This is a genomic window from Halomonas cibimaris (assembly GCF_039537045.1).
In the GTDB taxonomy this organism is placed as follows: domain Bacteria; phylum Pseudomonadota; class Gammaproteobacteria; order Pseudomonadales; family Halomonadaceae; genus Vreelandella; species Vreelandella cibimaris.
On record NZ_BAAAZT010000030.1, the window covers coordinates 288216 to 303615 of the forward strand.

At 64.1% G+C, this 15400-nt stretch carries 12 protein-coding genes; 4 read left to right on the plus strand and 8 right to left on the minus strand.

Going from position 1 to position 15400, the window contains the following annotated elements; translation table 11 throughout:
• Positions 1–16 precede the first annotated feature (16 nt).
• The 3 genes from nuoC to ndhC all read right to left on the minus strand — a co-directional run bounded on the left by nuoC (position 17) and on the right by ndhC (position 2966).
• Complete coding sequence (gene nuoC, locus ABD654_RS05315; RefSeq protein ID WP_344702985.1) at positions 17–1768, minus strand: NADH-quinone oxidoreductase subunit C/D; 1752 nt, start codon at positions 1766–1768, stop codon at positions 17–19.
• 22 nt (positions 1769–1790) lie between these two features.
• On the minus strand, positions 1791–2471 hold the full coding sequence (locus tag ABD654_RS05320; protein ID WP_344702987.1) for an NADH-quinone oxidoreductase subunit B: 681 nt from the start codon (positions 2469–2471) through the stop codon (positions 1791–1793).
• Between the two features lie 69 nt (positions 2472–2540).
• A complete protein-coding gene (gene ndhC / locus ABD654_RS05325) occupies positions 2541–2966 on the minus strand; it encodes an NADH-quinone oxidoreductase subunit A (protein WP_344702989.1) in 426 nt (141 codons plus the stop codon).
• A 454-nt stretch (positions 2967–3420) separates the two neighbouring features.
• Between ndhC and ABD654_RS05330 the strand changes: the two genes are divergently transcribed.
• Genes ABD654_RS05330 through trpC form a run of 3 tightly spaced genes read left to right on the plus strand, consistent with a single transcriptional unit; the run spans position 3421 to position 5895 of the window.
• The gene (locus ABD654_RS05330; RefSeq protein ID WP_344702991.1) at positions 3421–4017 is read left to right on the plus strand and encodes an anthranilate synthase component II; all 597 of its coding nucleotides are present in this window, start codon (positions 3421–3423) and stop codon (positions 4015–4017) included.
• A gap of 34 nt (positions 4018–4051) precedes the next feature.
• Positions 4052–5083 (plus strand): anthranilate phosphoribosyltransferase, encoded by a 1032-nt coding sequence (gene trpD / locus ABD654_RS05335; protein WP_344702993.1) that lies wholly within the window; start codon positions 4052–4054, stop codon positions 5081–5083.
• Positions 5084–5091: 8 nt separating this feature from the next.
• Positions 5092–5895 carry an indole-3-glycerol phosphate synthase TrpC gene (trpC, locus tag ABD654_RS05340; RefSeq protein ID WP_344702995.1) on the plus strand — a complete coding sequence of 268 codons (804 nt, stop codon included), beginning with the start codon at positions 5092–5094 and terminating at the stop codon, positions 5893–5895.
• 99 nt (positions 5896–5994) lie between these two features.
• On the opposite strand, the gene ABD654_RS05345 is transcribed toward trpC, so the two are convergent.
• The 4 genes from ABD654_RS05345 to ABD654_RS05360 all read right to left on the minus strand — a co-directional run bounded on the left by ABD654_RS05345 (position 5995) and on the right by ABD654_RS05360 (position 12963).
• The gene (locus ABD654_RS05345) at positions 5995–7437 is read right to left on the minus strand and encodes an NAD(P)(+) transhydrogenase (Re/Si-specific) subunit beta (protein ID WP_344702997.1); all 1443 of its coding nucleotides are present in this window, start codon (positions 7435–7437) and stop codon (positions 5995–5997) included.
• A gap of 16 nt (positions 7438–7453) precedes the next feature.
• Entirely contained in the window at positions 7454–9025 is a 1572-nt protein-coding gene (locus ABD654_RS05350) for a Re/Si-specific NAD(P)(+) transhydrogenase subunit alpha (RefSeq protein ID WP_344702999.1), read from the minus strand.
• Between the two features lie 134 nt (positions 9026–9159).
• Positions 9160–12261 (minus strand): D-2-hydroxyglutarate dehydrogenase YdiJ, encoded by a 3102-nt coding sequence (gene ydiJ / locus ABD654_RS05355; protein WP_344703001.1) that lies wholly within the window; start codon positions 12259–12261, stop codon positions 9160–9162.
• A gap of 99 nt (positions 12262–12360) precedes the next feature.
• Positions 12361–12963 (minus strand): DUF4202 domain-containing protein, encoded by a 603-nt coding sequence (locus tag ABD654_RS05360; RefSeq protein ID WP_344703003.1) that lies wholly within the window; start codon positions 12961–12963, stop codon positions 12361–12363.
• A gap of 151 nt (positions 12964–13114) precedes the next feature.
• Between ABD654_RS05360 and serS the strand changes: the two genes are divergently transcribed.
• Positions 13115–14392, plus strand: coding sequence for a serine--tRNA ligase (serS, locus tag ABD654_RS05365; protein WP_344703005.1), 1278 nt, complete (start codon positions 13115–13117; stop codon positions 14390–14392).
• Here the strand turns inward: serS and ABD654_RS05370 are convergent.
• Positions 14382–15215 (minus strand): SIMPL domain-containing protein, encoded by an 834-nt coding sequence (locus ABD654_RS05370; protein ID WP_344703007.1) that lies wholly within the window; start codon positions 15213–15215, stop codon positions 14382–14384. The two genes, serS and ABD654_RS05370, sit on opposite strands and share 11 nt — an antisense overlap.
• Between the last annotated feature and the right edge of the window lie 185 nt (positions 15216–15400).

Sequence of the window (15400 nt, forward strand, 5' to 3'; positions counted from 1 at the left end):
TGCTCACACTCCCGGGTTAGCGGTCCACGTCGGCCATAACGAAATCAATGCTGCCCAGATGCGCAATCAAATCCGGCACAAAGCCGCCGCGCATCAGGGCGGGAATCTGCTGCAGGTGCGGAAAGCTCGGCGTGCGAATGCGCGTGCGGTAGCTCATGGTGCTGCCGTCGCTGGTCAGGTAGTAGCTGTTGATGCCTTTGGTGGCCTCGACCATTTGCAAGGATTCGTTGGCGGGCAGCACCGGCCCCCAGGACACCTGCAGAAAATGGGTGATCAGCGTTTCGATGTGTTCGAGCATACGCTCCCGGGGCGGCGGCGTGGTCAAGGGGTGATCGGCCTTGAAGTCGCCGGCGGGCATGTGGTCGATGCACTGCTGGATAATGCGCAGGCTCTGGCGCATTTCGTCGATACGCAGCTGGCCGCGGTCGAAGGCGTCGCCGTTATGGCCCAGGGGGACTTCGAACTCGAAGTTTTCATAGCCGGAGTAGGGGCGTTTTTTGCGCAGGTCAAAATCGCAGCCGGTGGCGCGCAGGTTGGGGCCGGTGACGCCCCAGTCGAAGGCGTTTTGCGCATCAAAGGCGGCTACATGGCGGGTGCGATCGCGCACCATGGCGTTTTCCATCATGGTGCGCTCGTATTCTTTCAACCGCGCCGGCATCCAGTTGACGAAGTCCTGCATCAGCCGGTCCCAGCCTTTGGGCAGGTCCTGCATCAGCCCGCCGATGCGAAACCACGCCGGGTGCATGCGAAAGCCGGTAATCGCCTCGATAACGTGGTAGGCCTTCTGGCGGTCGGTGAAGGTGAAAAACACCGGCGACATCGCGCCCAGATCCTGCAGGTAAGTGCCCAGAAACAACAGGTGGCTGGAGATGCGAAAAAGCTCCGCCATCATCACCCGCACCGTGGCGGCGCGCTCGGTGACCTGAATGCCGGCGAGCTTTTCCACCGCCAGCACGTAGGGCAGGTTGTTCATCACCCCGCCGGTATAGTCGATGCGGTCGGTATAGGGGATAAAGCTGTGCCAGGACTGGCGCTCGGCCATTTTCTCCGCGCCGCGGTGGTGATAGCCGATGTCCGGCACGCAGTCGATGACTTCTTCGCCGTCGAGCTGCAGCACCACGCGAAACGCGCCGTGGGCGGAGGGGTGGTTGGGGCCGAGGTTCAAAAACATGAACTCGGCGCCGTCACGCTCGCGCTGCATGCCCCAGTCTTCGGGCACGAACTGCAGCGCGCTCTGCTCTTTGTCCTGGCCTTCCACGGTCAGCGTGTAGGGGTCAAACTCGGTGGCCCGGGCGTGATGGTCCTTGCGCAGCGGATGGCCGTGCCAGGTCGGCGGCATGAGGATGCGCTTGAGGTTGGGGTGGCCGGCAAAGCGGATGCCGAACATGTCCCACACTTCGCGTTCGTACCAGTCGGCGTTGGGATATACCGAAATCACCGTAGGCAGGGAAAGGTCGTCTTCGCCAAGGCCCACCTTGAGCACAATATCGCGGTTGCCGGAAACCGAAAGCAGCTGGTAGACCACGGTAAAGTCGGCCGCGGGCAGCCCGTCTCGGTGGCTGCGCATGCGCTCGTCCACGGCGGTGAGGTCGTAGAGCATCTCAAACGGCTGGGGCATGCTGCGCAGCGCTTTGAGCACCTCAGTGATGGCCTCGCGGCGCACCCAGATGACCGGCATGCCGGTCAGCGTGGGCTGCTCGCAGTGAATCTGCGGGCCGAAGCGCTCGCGTAGCGTGTGGACGATGGCGGCGGAGGAATCGGTGCTCATGGTGGTCTCGGCTCTCCCTTGGCTAAATGCTGTCCGGGGTGCGCAGCTCGGTGGCCTGAATGCGCCGGTCGCGGTGCTTTTCCCGCTGGGAGGGCATTTCAGCGCGGTAGACGCCCTGGTCGCCGACGACCCAGGAAAGCGGGCGGCGCTCTTCCTGAATGGAATCCTGCAAAAGCTGCAGCCCTTGCAAAAAGGCTTCCGGGCGGGGCGGGCAGCCGGGCACGTACACGTCTACGGGCAAAAATTTATCCACCCCCTGCACCACCGAATAGATGTCGTACATGCCGCCGGAGTTGGCGCAGGAGCCCATGGAAATCACCCACTTGGGTTCGAGCATCTGGTCGTAGAGCTGCTGGATGACCGGGGCCATTTTTACAAAGCAGGTGCCGGCAACGACCATGAAATCGGCCTGGCGCGGGGAGGCGCGGATCACCTCGGCGCCAAAACGGGCGATGTCGTGGGGCGCGGTAAACGCCGTGGTCATCTCCACATAGCAGCAGGAAAGACCAAAGTTGTACGGCCACAGCGAATTCTTGCGGCCCCAGTTCACCGCCGAGTTCAGCACGTCTTCGAGCTTGCCGGTGAAGACACTGCGGTGTACCTGCTGCTTCATCGGGTCGTCAACGCGCTGGCGCTCGCCCAGCGGATAGCGGTCGTTTTGCTGCGCTATTGCGTCGTTGGCCCGGGTCAGGGTGTATGCCATGTCATGCCTCCCGCCTGAAATCTCTGGGTGCTCGATTGAGACGCTGAGCTAGCCGTCAGCGCCCGCCGCTCAGCCGCGCCGGGCGCTGCCCCGGTGCATCCGTTCGCTTCCGCCCGGGGCCCAGTTCAGCGCACCGGAGCGGTAGTCGTAGACCAGCCCGGCCAGCAGAATAAAAATGAAGGTGGCCGCTCCCAGAAAGCCGGGCCAGCCGGCTTCACGCACGGAAATGGCCCAGGCAAACAGGAAAACGGCTTCAATATCGAAGATCACAAACAGCATCGCGACCAGATAAAACTGGATGGAAAATCGCTGGCGGGCGCTTCCCGCGCCGATGATGCCGCCTTCGAAAGGGATGGGTTTGCTGCGCCCCCGGCTGCGCCCGCCCAGCAGCGCGGATGCCCCGATCATGAAGGTACACAGCAGCAAAACGGCCAGCACAAAAAGCCCGGTGGCCCAGTACTCGGCGATCAGCGCGTTGGCATTATCAAGCGGCATAAGGCATCCCCGTCATGGTTTCCCGGAAGGCGCTGTCTAGCGGCCCGAGCTTTGTGGCGGTAGGTACTCAGCCTGACGGGTGCTAAACGATGCGACGCGGCGCGGCAAGTCTTTAAGGCCCCCAGCTAAGCATCAAAACGGCCGGTAGTTCAAGGGAGGCTAAAAAAAGTTCAAGAGAGGCTAAAAAAGATTGTTCGCCGATCAATGTGAAAGCCGTGCGATGCCGGCGCTGGGCGATTGGGCCTTCCCGGCGGGCAAAACCGGGCAATCATCAGCCGCTGGCCTGTAAAGGCGCACTGTAAAGGCAGGCGTAGCGCTTGTCGCACGCACTGTGCACCCGAGTGGCCGGTTGCGTTACACTCGGCAAGGCGCCCAGGCATAGCCAACGGGCAGCACACATCGCGACATGCCCGCGCACTCAATGCCCGCGCATCTCAACAGCAGGATTTTTCTGATGGCCAAAGCGGCAAAGATCGCAATGATCGATAACTACGACAGCTTCACCTATAACATCGTCCAGTATTTGGGCGAGCTGGGGGCGGAGGTGTTGACCTGGCGCAATGATGACATTGATCTTGCCGGTATCGAGGCTCAAACACCCAGTCATCTGGTGATTTCCCCGGGGCCGTGCACGCCCACCGAGGCGGGGATTTCGCTGGATGCGATCCGCCATTTTGCCGGCAAGCTGCCGATTCTGGGCGTGTGCCTGGGCCATCAGGCCATCGGCCAGGCGTACGGTGGCCGGGTGGTGCGCGCCCCGCAGGTGATGCACGGCAAGACATCGATGATCGACCACGGCGGCCAGGGCGTATTTGCCGGATTGGACAACCCGCTGGAAGTGACCCGCTACCACTCGCTGACGGTTGAACGCGAAAGCCTGCCCGACTGTTTGGAAGTCACCGCCTGGACGCCCGCCGACGACGTAACGCCCGGGCTGGTTATGGGGCTGCGCCATCGCGCGCTTGACGTGGAAGGCGTACAGTTTCATCCCGAGTCGATTCTGACCCGCCAGGGCCACGCGCTTTTGGCGAACTTTTTGCAACGCGCTTGAACCGGCGCATCACCAGCACGAGGCCCACGTTTTCATGCAGATGCGAGACGCAATCAATGCGCTGATGCGCCGTGACGACCTGACATTTGACCAGATGCACGCGCTGATGCGCCAGATCATGCTGGGGGTCGCCAGCGACGCCCAGGTAGGGGCGCTGTTGATGGGGCTGGCCATGAAAGGCGAGACCGCCACGGAAATCAGCGCCGCCGCCCAGGTCATGCGCGAGCTGATGAACCGCGTGACCCCGAACGCGGGCGCTGACGTGGTGGATATCGTCGGCACCGGCGGCGACGGGGCGGATCTGTTCAACGTCTCCACCGCCTCAAGCTTTGTCGCCGCCGCGGCCGGGGCCAACGTGGCCAAGCACGGCGGGCGCAGCGTTTCGTCGTCTTCCGGCAGCGCGGATCTGTTTGACGTGGCGGGGATTTTTCTCAACCTGAACCCGGAACAGGTGGCGCGCTGTATCGACGAGGTCGGCGTGGGCTTCATGTTTGCCCCCAACCATCATCCGGCCATGCGCCACGCCGTGAGCCCGCGCCGGGAAATGGGCGTGCGCACGCTGTTCAACATTCTCGGCCCGCTGACCAACCCGGCCGGCGCGCCCAACCAGCTTTTGGGCGTATACGACCCGTCGCTGGTGGTGCTTCTGGCCGAGGTGCTGAAAAAGCTCGGCAGCCGCCACGTAATGGTGGTGCACTCTGACGACGGGCTGGACGAAATTTCGCTTGCCGCCCCCACGCTTGTCGCCGAGCTGAAAGACGGCGAAATTACCCAGTACCGCATTACCCCCGAAGCGCTCGGCGTGGAGCGACAGAGCCTGGCCGCACTCAAAGCTGACGGCGTGGAAGACAGCCTGCGGCTGGTGAAAATGGCCCTGCGCGGTGAAGGCGCGCCGGCGGGGATTGTCTCGCTTAACGCCGGTGCCGCGCTTTACTGCGCCGGCGTGGCCGATACCCTGCAGGAAGGCGTGCGCCTGGCGCGCAACGCTCAGGAAGACGGCCTGCCGCTGGAAAAAATGGCCGAGCTTTCGCGCTTTACCACCCAGTTCAAATCCCAATCTCAGTGAGACGCACCATGACCGATCAGGCCACGCCCACCGTGTTAACCCGCATTCTGGCGCGCAAGGACGAAGAAGTGGCCGAACGCCGCCAGGCCGTGCCGGAGGCCGACCTGCTGGCGCTGGCGGGCAAGCAGAGCGCCCCGCGCGGCTTTATCCGCGCGCTCAACGCTCGCATCGCGGCGGGGGACGCCGCGGTGATCGCCGAGATTAAAAAGGCCTCGCCGTCCAGGGGCGTGATCCGCGAAGACTTCGCCCCGGCAGACATCGCCCAAAGCTACGCCGAGGGCGGCGCGGCGTGCCTTTCGGTACTCACCGACGCGGATTTTTTTCAGGGCCACGAGGATTTTCTTATTGCCGCCCGGGACGCCTGCGACCTGCCGGTGATCCGCAAGGATTTCATCACCCACGGCTATCAGGTTACCGAGGCCCGGGCCCTCGGCGCGGACTGCATTTTGCTGATCGTCGCCGCCCTTGACGACGAGCGGCTGGCCGATCTCAATCAGAAAGCCCACCAGCTGGGCATGGACGTGCTGGTGGAAGTCCACAGCGCCGAAGAGCTTGAGCGCGCCTTGAAGCTTGATCTTGAACTTGTCGGCATCAACAACCGCAACCTGCACACCTTCGAGACGACGCTTGATACCACCCTCGACCTGCTGGAAAAAGTGCCCGAAGGTGTCACGGTGATCACCGAATCCGGCATTCACACCCGGGAAGACGTGGCGAAAATGCGCGAGCATCGCGTGAACGGCTTTCTGGTGGGCGAGGCTTTCATGCGCCAGGCAGAGCCCGGCAAAGCGCTTGCTGAGATGTTTCGCTGAAACCGGTCGGTTCGCTGGCTGCGAACGTCGCGTGGCTCACGACGGCGGAAAAAGCCCGAACCGCTGTCCGGCCCGGGCCCAAGCGGTTAGCGGAGCGTGCTAGTCGATCAGCGGCAGCAGCGAATCCACGCTGCCCTTGGCATCGCCGTAGAACATTCGCGTGTTGTCCTTGAAAAACAGCGGATTGTCGATGCCCGAATAGCCGGTGCCCTGGCCACGCTTGCTGACGAACACCTGCCTGGCCTCCCAGACCTTGAGAACCGGCATGCCGGCGATGGGGCTGTTGGGATCTTCTTCGGCAGCCGGGTTGACGATATCGTTGGAGCCTATGACGATCACCACGTCGGTCGAGGCGAAGTCATCGTTGATCTCGTCCATTTCCAGCACGATATCGTAGGGCACCTTGGCTTCGGCCAGCAGCACGTTCATGTGGCCGGGCAGGCGTCCTGCCACCGGATGGATGCCGAAGCGTACCTCTTTACCGGCGGCGCGCAGCTTGCGCACCAGCTCGCTGACCGAACTCTGCGCCTGGGCGACCGCCATGCCGTAGCCCGGCACGATGATCACGTTTTCCGCGTCGTTGAGCGCACTGGCCACGCCGTCGGCGTCGATGGCCACCTGCTCGCCCTCGATGTCGGCGGCCGGGCCTTGGCGACCGCCGAAGCCACCCAGAATCACACTGACAAAGTTACGGTTCATCGCCTTGCACATGATGTAGGAGAGGATGGCGCCGGATGACCCCACCAGCGCACCGGTCACGATCAGCAGGTCGTTGGACAGGGTAAAGCCGATCGCCGCGGCCGCCCAGCCGGAGTAGCTGTTGAGCATCGACACCACCACCGGCATGTCGGCACCGCCGATTCCCATGATCAGGTGGTAGCCGATAAACAGTGCCAGCAGCGCCAGCGCCAGCACGGTCCAGATGCCGGCGCCGTTGACGTAGAAAATTGCCAGCAGCAGCGCCAGAACGGCCGCCCCCGCGTTGAGCATGTGCCCGCCCGGCAGCTGCCGGGGTTTGCCGTCGATCTTGCCGGCCAGCTTGCCGAAGGCGATTACCGAGCCGGTGAAGGTGACCGCGCCGATGAACACGCCCAGCACCACCTCTATCTGCAGAAAGGTCAGCTCGGCGGGCGTTTTGGTGGCTACCAGCGCGGCGAAGGCCGAAAAGTTCTCCTCGGCACTGCCGGCCAGCTGGGAGGCTAGCACTCGACGGCGTTCCAGGTCGGCATTAATGCCGACAAATACGGCCGCCAGGCCGACGAAGCTGTGCAGCGCTGCGACCATCTGCGGCATTTCGGTCATGCCGACCCTTTTGGCCACATACACGCCGATCACCGCGCCGATGACGATCATCGGAATCATCCAGCCGTAGCCGCCAATGCCCGAGGCAAAGGCTGTGAAGCCTACCGCGATGGCCATACCAGTGATGCCGTACCATACCGCCCGCTTGGCTTTTTCCTGGTTACTCAGCCCGCCCAGGGAGAGAATGAACAACACGCTTGCCGCGATTGATGCGGCAGATACGAATTCTTGACTCAGCATCTTGTCTCTCCGCCGCTCAGGATTTCTGGAACATGGCGAGCATCCGGCGAGTCACCAGAAAGCCCCCCACGATGTTAATGGTCGCGATCAGTACCGAAATGCCGGCCAGCAGTGCCACCAGCCCGCTGCCCGACCCTATCTGCAGTACGGCCCCCAGCACGATAATGCCGCTGATGGCGTTGGTTACCGCCATCAGCGGCGTATGCAGCGCGTGGCTGACGTTCCAGATCACCTGAAAGCCGATGAAGCAGGCCAGCGCGAAAACGATGAAGTGCTGCATGAACGACGCCGGCGCCACCTGGCCGAGCAGCAGCATCACGGCGCCGCCCGCCGCCAGCAGCGTTACCTGGCGTTTGCTCTGAGCTTTGAAGGCGGCAAGTTCGGCGGCTTTCTGCTCTTCGCGGGTGGGCTCGGGCTCCTTGGGCTTAGCCTTGGCCGCGGCGATTGCCTTCACTTTCGGCGGCGGCGGGGGGAAGGTGATTTCACCCTGGTGGGTCACCGTCGCGCCGCGGATGACATCGTCTTCCATGTCGTGCACCACCTTGCCGTCCTTTTCAGGCGTCAGGTCGGTGAGCATGTGGCGGACGTTGTTGGCGTAGAGCAGCGAGGCCTGGGTGGCCATACGCGACGGAAAATCGGTGAAGCCGGTGACGATCACGCCGTTATCGCTGACGATTCGCTGGTCGGGCACGGTAAGGTCGCAGTTGCCGCCGCGTTCGGCGGCGAGGTCAACCACTACCGAGCCCGGCTTCATCGCCGCCACCATGTCTTCAAGCCAAAGCTTGGGAGCCGGTTTGCCGGGAATCAGCGCCGTGGTAATGACGATATCCACGTCGGGGGCCTGCTCGCGAAACAGCTCAAGCTGCTTTTCGCGAAACTCGAGGCTTGAAGGTTCGGCATAGCCGCCGCTCTCCGAGCCGTCCTTGCCGTCGTCGAAATCGAGAAAGAGAAATTCAGCGCCCATGGATTCGATCTGCTCGGCCACTTCGGGGCGCACGTCAAAGGCACGCACCACCGCGCCCAGGCTGGTGGCGGTACCGATGGCCGCCAGACCGGCGACCCCGGCGCCGACAACCAGCACCCTGGCCGGCGGTATCTTGCCGGCAGCGGTCACCTGACCGGCAAAAAAGCGGCCGAACTGATGGCCGGCCTCGATGACCGCGCGGTAGCCGACGATATTGGCCGTGGACGATAGAGCGTCCATTTTCTGCGCTCGCGAAATGCGCGGCACCATGTCCATGGCCACCACGCTTGCTTCGGCCGCTTTGCAGCGCGCCAGCATGTCCTTGTTCTGAGCCGGCCAGAAAAACGAGATCAGCGTCTGGCCCTTGCGCAGATAGCCCGCCTCATCCGCGCTGGGTTCGCGGACCTTGGTGACAATGTCGACGAGCTGCCATAGCGCTTCAGCGCTTTCGACAAGAGTAACGCCGGCTTCGCGATAGGCCTCGTCGGAAAAGCCTGCTTGCGCACCGGCCCCCGTTTCCAGGTAGCACTCGTGGCCAAGTTTATGTATCTGAAGCGCACTGTCCGGTGTCAGCGCAACGCGCGCCTCGCCGGCTGCGCGCTCTTTGGGTGTACCAATTTTCACGGTGGGTATCCCCCGTTCAGGATAGGTTTTGCAGACAAGCCTGGTTGACTAGCAATACCTTACTCGGAGGCCGTGCACAATTCGCCGAAGAGCATAAAGCCCTGCGTCTATCGTCGAAGTGCCGCTGTTGCAGCCTAGCGGCTGTGTTTGATGGCCGCCAGCAGCGCCTGCAGCGGGTGGGGCAGGGCAGCGTTTGAAAAGCGGCCGGCCTGGCTGCGACAGGAGTAGCCGGTGGCGAGCAGCCCGCCCGGGCTTTCTTCGGCCTCGACCACGGGCTGCCAGGACTGGGCGTAGACGGTTTTCGACGTCTCGACGTTGCGGGTTTCGTGGCCGTAGGTGCCGGACATGCCGCAGCAGCCGCTGGCAAGCGTCTCAAGCTCCAGGCCGAAGGCGGCGAATACCTGCTGCCAGGCCTTGGGAGCCTGGGGCTCGCTGGTTTTTTCGGTGCAGTGGGACAGCAGCCGGTAGCCGCCTTCAACGCCGTCAAGCGGCGTAGCGGGCAGGCTGTGCAGGCGCTCGGCCAGCCACTCCTGCAATAGCGCCACCGGCGGCACGGCGTCGTCGCCCAGCGCCTTGACGTATTCCTGGCGGTAGCAAAGCGTCATCGCCGGGTCGATACCTACCAGCGGCACGCCGAAGCGGGCCAGGGCGCGCAGGCGAGCGGCCTGCTTTTCTGCGGTACGGTGGAACGCGCCCAAAAAGCCCTGCACGTTGAGCGGCTTGCCGTTGGCGGCGTAGGGCATGACAAACACCCGCAGGTTGAGCCTTGAGAGCAGCTCGACCACGTCCATCACCAGCTTGGCCTCAAAGTGGGTGGTAAAGGCGTCCTGGACGATAATTACGCTTTCGGCGCGCTGCTGCTCGGTGAGCAGGCCAAGGGCGGTGGGCGTGGCCGGGCTTACGCCCCAGGCCTTGAGCTGCTTCTTCACGCTGGCGCGCGCTATCGCCGGCGAGTCGCTCATGCCCAGCCTCCGGCGCATCAGCGCATCCACCAGGCGGTTTTGCATCAGGCCGTTGTACAGCGGGGCGACTTTGGCCAGCGTCGGCAGCAAAAACTCGGTGGTGCCGATCAGGTAGTCCCGCAGCGGGCGCAGGTAGCGGCCGTGGTAGACCTCAAGAAACTGCGAACGAAACTGCGGCACATCGACCTTCACCGGGCACTGGCTGGCGCAGGACTTGCACGCCAAACAGCCCGCCATGGCCTCGTAGACCTCGTGGGAGTAGTCGTCGCGCCCGCGGCGGCTCAGGGTGTTGTAGGTACGCAGCGGCAGGTGGGCGATAAAGCCCCACACGCCTTCGGTTTTTTTCCTGCGCGACTCTTCCACCACGTCCACGCCGGCTTCGGTTTGCAGCCGCAGCCATTCGCGTATCAGGCTGGCGCGGCCCTTGGGCGAGTGAATGCGCTGGCGGGTGGCTTTCCACGACGGGCACATGGGGTCGTCCACGTCGTAGTTGTAGCAGGCGCCGTTGCCGTTGCAGTACACCGCCGCGTCGTAGGACTGCCAGGCGCGCTCGTCGATGGTGCGGTCGAGCTCGCCCCGGGTGGTCACGCCGTCCACGGCCAGCAGCGCGGGGTCGCTTTCCCGGGCGATCAGCCCGCCTTCGTGGCGCGGCGAGGCGATTTTGCCCGGGTTGAGCTGGTTGTGGGGGTCAAAGGCCGCTTTGACCCGCTGCAGGCTGGGGTACAGCTCGCCGAAGAACTTGGGCGCGTATTCCGAGCGAATGCCCTTGCCGTGCTCGCCCCACAAAAGGCCGTGGTAGCGGTGGGTCAGCTCGGCCACCTCGTCGGAAATCTCGCGGATTAAAAGCGCCTGGGCCGGGTCTTTCATGTCGATGGCCGGGCGCACGTGGAGCACGCCGGCATCCACGTGGCCGAACATGCCGTATTTGAGCTCGTGACGGTCGAGCACGGCGCGAAAGTCGGCGATGTAGTCGGCCAGATGTTCCGGCGGTACGGCGGTGTCTTCGACAAACGGAATCGGGCGTTTTTCGCCCTTGGCGTTGCCCAAAAGCCCCACCGCGCGCTTGCGCATGGCGTAGACCCGCTGAATCGCGCCGCGGCCTTCGGCCAGGGTGTAGCCCAGCCGCTCGACGCTGTCATCATCGCCCAGGTGGCGGGTAAACGCCGCCACGCGCTGGGCAAGTCTCGCCGGGTTGTCGTCGTTGAACTCCACCAGGTTAATGCCGCGAATCGGCGTGTCGCCGGCGGGGAAGAACTCGGCCACGCCGTCCCAGACGAAGTCGTCCATGGCCAGCAGCAGCACGCTGTCGTCGATGGTCTCGATCGAGGTCGGAGCGGCGTCGCTGGCCATCAGCGCCTTGGCGTCGCGCAGCGCGTCCATAAAGCCCGCGTAGCGCACGTTGACCAGCGTCGAGTGCTTGGGGATGGGCAGCACGTTGAGCACCGCCTCGTTCAAAAAGCCCAGCGAGCCCTCCGAGCCGCACAGCAGGCTGTTGAGGTTCAGGCGGCGCTCAGCGTCGCGCAGGTGGGCCAGGTCGTAGCCGGTGAGGCAGCGGTTGAGCGGCGGAAACTTCTCGGCGATCAGCTCGCCCTTTCGGTCGATAATATCCGCGGCGGTGCGGTGAACATCGCCGATCATGCCGCCTTTGTCGCTTTGCTCGCGTTCCTCAACCGGCGTCAGGGCGCGGCTTGTCAGGCGCTTGCCGCCCAGCAGTACGGTATCCAGCTCCAGCACGTGATCCCGGGTCTTGCCGTATTCGCAGCTGCCCTGGCCGCTGGCGTCGGTGGAAATCATGCCGCCGACGGTGGCGCGGTTGGAGGTGGACAGGTCCGGGGCGAAAAACAGCCCGTGGGGCTTGAGCGCGGCGTTGAGCTGGTCTTTCACCACGCCGGCCTGCACCCGCACCCGGCGGTTTTCCACGTCGATCTCAAGGATCTGATTCATGTGCTTTGATACATCCACCACCAGCCCGTCGGTGAGCGACTGGCCGTTGGTGCCGGTGCCGCCGCCGCGCGGGGTGAGGACGATATCGCGGTTGGGTACTTCGCCGGCAAGCTTGGCGATGCGCTCCAGGTCCTCGGCGTGGCGGGGGTAAAGCACCGCTTGGGGCAGGCGCTGATAAATCGAGTTGTCCGTGGCCAGCACGGTGCGGCTGGCGTAGTCCGGGGCGATCTCACCGTCAAAGCCGCTGGCCTTGAGCGCTTCGAGAAAGCGCACGTAGTCGGCCGTTGGCCGCTCAAGAAAAACCGTCTGCCGGGTCAAGGATGCAATCATGATATATCAGCGCCGCCGCCGGAAAGCCAGAGTCGAAAATACAGAGCAGCGCCAGTTTAACCCAGCCGCCCGCCCGCTGCACACGCGCACCGGCCACGCTCAGCCATCGGCCAGCGCCTCGCCGACGATGACGGCAGAGCGCTCGCTCATGGGCAGGGTGAGCGCCAGCTCCCGGGCGCGGGGCGACATCTTGCCCCAGGTTTTCTGCACAATGCGGATCATGTGGTCGCGCGCCAGGGTGCGCGAAAAATCGGCAAAGTAGTTTTCCAGAAAACTCAGACAGGCGCAGTCTTCAAGGGTTTGCACCTCGGCGTCGCGCTTGAGCCCTTTTTTGCTGATGATGTCGGCGGTGCGCGCAGCGTCGGCCTCGCTGTAGCCGGCATTGCGCATCAGCCGGGCCGCTGTTTCTCCGGCTCGGCGGCTCTGGTCGCGGCGCCAGGTCAAATAGCCCACCCGGCCTTCGGGGTAGTCGGCGCGCGGCACCTGCCAGCGCTGGAGATGCTGGGCGCGCACGGCCAGGCGCAAACACTCCGAGGCGTCGGCGTCGAGGCGCTCAAGCCAGGCGCTCATGCGTCGGGCATAGACCTGCTCGGCCGGCTCGGCGGCGCCGTTGATGTCAACGGTTTGCGGGTCATCCATGTGCAAACTGTCCAGGGCGTTGAACACGGCGGTAAACGGTGTGGTGTCAAAAGCGCGGGTCATGGCGGCTCGCTGTTGGCAGGAAAAGTGAAGGTAAGGGTCAGCAACGTCGGTGCCTAACCATAGCTCCACGGCGGCCTTTTGCCTACAATGGCGGCCTTCGTCACGGGCGTTTTACGTCGCGTGTCTTGACTTTCAGCTCGGAGGATAACGCATGCTCGACCCGAAACTGCTGCGCGGTGATCTGGAAACGCTGGCCCGGCGGCTGGCCCGCCGCGGATACACGCTGGACGTTGACGGGCTCGCTGAGCTGGAATCGCGCCGCCGCGAGCTGCAAACCCGCACCGAGCAGCTGCAAAACGAGCGCAACACGCGCTCCAAGATGATCGGCAAGGCCAAGGCCAGCGGCCAGGACATTCAGCCGCTGCTGGACGAAGTGAGCGATCTGGGCGAGCGGCTGGACGCGGCCAAGCAGGCGCTGGCCGATGTGCAGGAAGAGTGGGACGATGCGGTCAGCGGGATTCCCAACCTGCCCCACGAAAGCGTGCCCGAAGGCCGAAACGAGGACGATAACGTCGAGCTGCACCGCGTGGGCACGCCGCGCCGCTTTGATTTCGAGGTGCTCGACCACGTGGATCTGGGCAAGAAGTCGGGCTATCTGGATTTTGATCTGGCCGCAAAGCTGACCGGCGCGCGCTTTGCCGTGATGCGCGGGCCGGTGGCGCGCCTGCACCGGGCGCTGGCGCAGTTCATGCTGGATACGCAAACGCTTGAGCACGGCTATGAAGAGTGCTACGTGCCCTACATCGTCAACCGCGATTCCTTGATCGGCACCGGCCAGCTGCCCAAGTTCGGTGAGGACCTGTTCCGCCTGGACGACGAGCGCGAGTTTCACCTGATTCCCACATCCGAAGTGCCGCTGGCCAACTTCGTGCGCGGCGAGATCATCGAGGCCGAGGCGCTGCCCGTAAAGCTCACCGCCCACACGCCGTGCTTTCGCAGCGAGGCGGGCTCCCACGGGCGCGATACCCGGGGCATGATTCGCCAGCACCAGTTCGACAAGGTGGAAATGGTGCAGATCGTCGAGCCTGAGCACAGCTACGCCGCCCTTGAGGACATGCGCGGCCACGCCGAGGCGCTGCTGCAAGCGCTGGATTTGCCGTACCGCACGGTGACGCTGTGCACCGGCGACATGGGCTTTGGCGCGGCCAAAACCTACGATCTGGAAGTGTGGCTGCCCAGCCAGCAGACCTACCGCGAAATTTCCTCGATCTCCAACTGCGAGGACTTTCAGGCGCGGCGTATGCAGGCGCGCTACCGCGCCCCCGAGGCGAAAAAGCCGCGGCTGGTGCATACGCTCAACGGCTCTGGTCTGGCGGTAGGGCGCTGCCTGCTGGCAGTGCTGGAAAACCATCAGCAGGCCGACGGTTCGGTGACCGTTCCGGAGCCGCTGCGCCCCTATATGGGCGGCGCAAAGGCGATCAGTCTGTAGGCTTGCTGGCGTCGGGCGCGGCGCTGAGCGCCCATTTCACGCTGACGCCGGCTTGAATGTCGACGGTGCCGGGGCGGTACGCTGTTTCCGGCATCGCACTTTCGGCCTTGCCGCGCGCCTCGGCGCTTGCGCGCATCGTGCGCGGAGAATAGTTCGGCGAGCGGGTTTCCTGTACGGCCAGCACCGGGCCTAGCCGGATGTCGAGCACATCGGCCATTCGCCTGGCTTTGTGGCGCGCTTTTTCCAGCGCCTTGACCAGCGCTTCGTCGGTGGCGGCCTGGCGGTCTTCAAGGTCAAAGGTAACGCCGTCCAGGCGGTTGACGCCGGCGGTCATCAGCGCATTGAGTACGTCTTCCAGCCGGTCAAGCTCTTTGAGCTCGACGCTTACCGGGCGTTCGAACCGCGTGCGGGTCAGGCGCGGGGCGTCTTTCTGGCGCTCTGCCGGTGCGGTTTCGCGGCGGGGATGAACGCTGAGCGAGCCGGCGCTGACGGCGTCGTGTTCAAGGCCTGCGTTTTCCAGAGCGGTGATCAGCTCGGTCGCGCGCTGTTCCAGCGCCTTGCGGGCTTGCCGGCGTGCGTCTTCGTGCTTTTTGCGCTGTGCCGTTTCGCGCAGGTCAGCCGCCGGCGTCTCTTCCCACAGTCGGGCACGCACGGTGGCGCGATCGGGTGCTATCTTGACGGTGGACTGCGCCTGAACCTGAAGGCCCGGGAGGCTTTCGCCGCCGGCAAGCGCCGGCGAAGCAGCGGCAAGGGCGCTGAAGGCCAGCGAAAAAAGCCAGGGCATACGGTGATTCAAGCGGGGCTTGCGGGGCGTGTGTCGCATAGGTGGCCTGCCTTGGAGTGGGAAATACGCGTCGGGATGCCGGCAGGTACGGGCGGCGGCCGGCAGCGCACGGCTGAGTATGGCACTGATCCGCCAGATCGCACTGCGCTTGCACGATGGTTTCACGTTTAGCGCCGTCTTGCGGCATGCTGGGAGCCTGTGCGCCGGGTATGCGTTTGTACGCG

Bases quoted from the DNA above. Each gene is read 5' to 3' on its own strand.
- nuoC (WP_344702985.1), bottom strand. From the start codon at position 1,768: ATGAGCACCGATTCCTCCGCCGCCATCGTCCACACGCTACGCGAGCGC.
- ABD654_RS05320 (WP_344702987.1), bottom strand. From the start codon at position 2,471: ATGGCATACACCCTGACCCGGGCCAACGACGCAATAGCGCAGCAAAAC.
- ndhC (WP_344702989.1), bottom strand. From the start codon at position 2,966: ATGCCGCTTGATAATGCCAACGCGCTGATCGCCGAGTACTGGGCCACC.
- ABD654_RS05330 (WP_344702991.1), top strand. From the start codon at position 3,421: ATGGCCAAAGCGGCAAAGATCGCAATGATCGATAACTACGACAGCTTC.
- trpD (WP_344702993.1), top strand. From the start codon at position 4,052: ATGCAGATGCGAGACGCAATCAATGCGCTGATGCGCCGTGACGACCTG.
- trpC (WP_344702995.1), top strand. From the start codon at position 5,092: ATGACCGATCAGGCCACGCCCACCGTGTTAACCCGCATTCTGGCGCGC.
- ABD654_RS05345 (WP_344702997.1), bottom strand. From the start codon at position 7,437: ATGCTGAGTCAAGAATTCGTATCTGCCGCATCAATCGCGGCAAGCGTG.
- ydiJ (WP_344703001.1), bottom strand. From the start codon at position 12,261: ATGATTGCATCCTTGACCCGGCAGACGGTTTTTCTTGAGCGGCCAACG.
- ABD654_RS05360 (WP_344703003.1), bottom strand. From the start codon at position 12,963: ATGACCCGCGCTTTTGACACCACACCGTTTACCGCCGTGTTCAACGCC.
- serS (WP_344703005.1), top strand. From the start codon at position 13,115: ATGCTCGACCCGAAACTGCTGCGCGGTGATCTGGAAACGCTGGCCCGG.
- ABD654_RS05370 (WP_344703007.1), bottom strand. From the start codon at position 15,215: ATGCGACACACGCCCCGCAAGCCCCGCTTGAATCACCGTATGCCCTGG.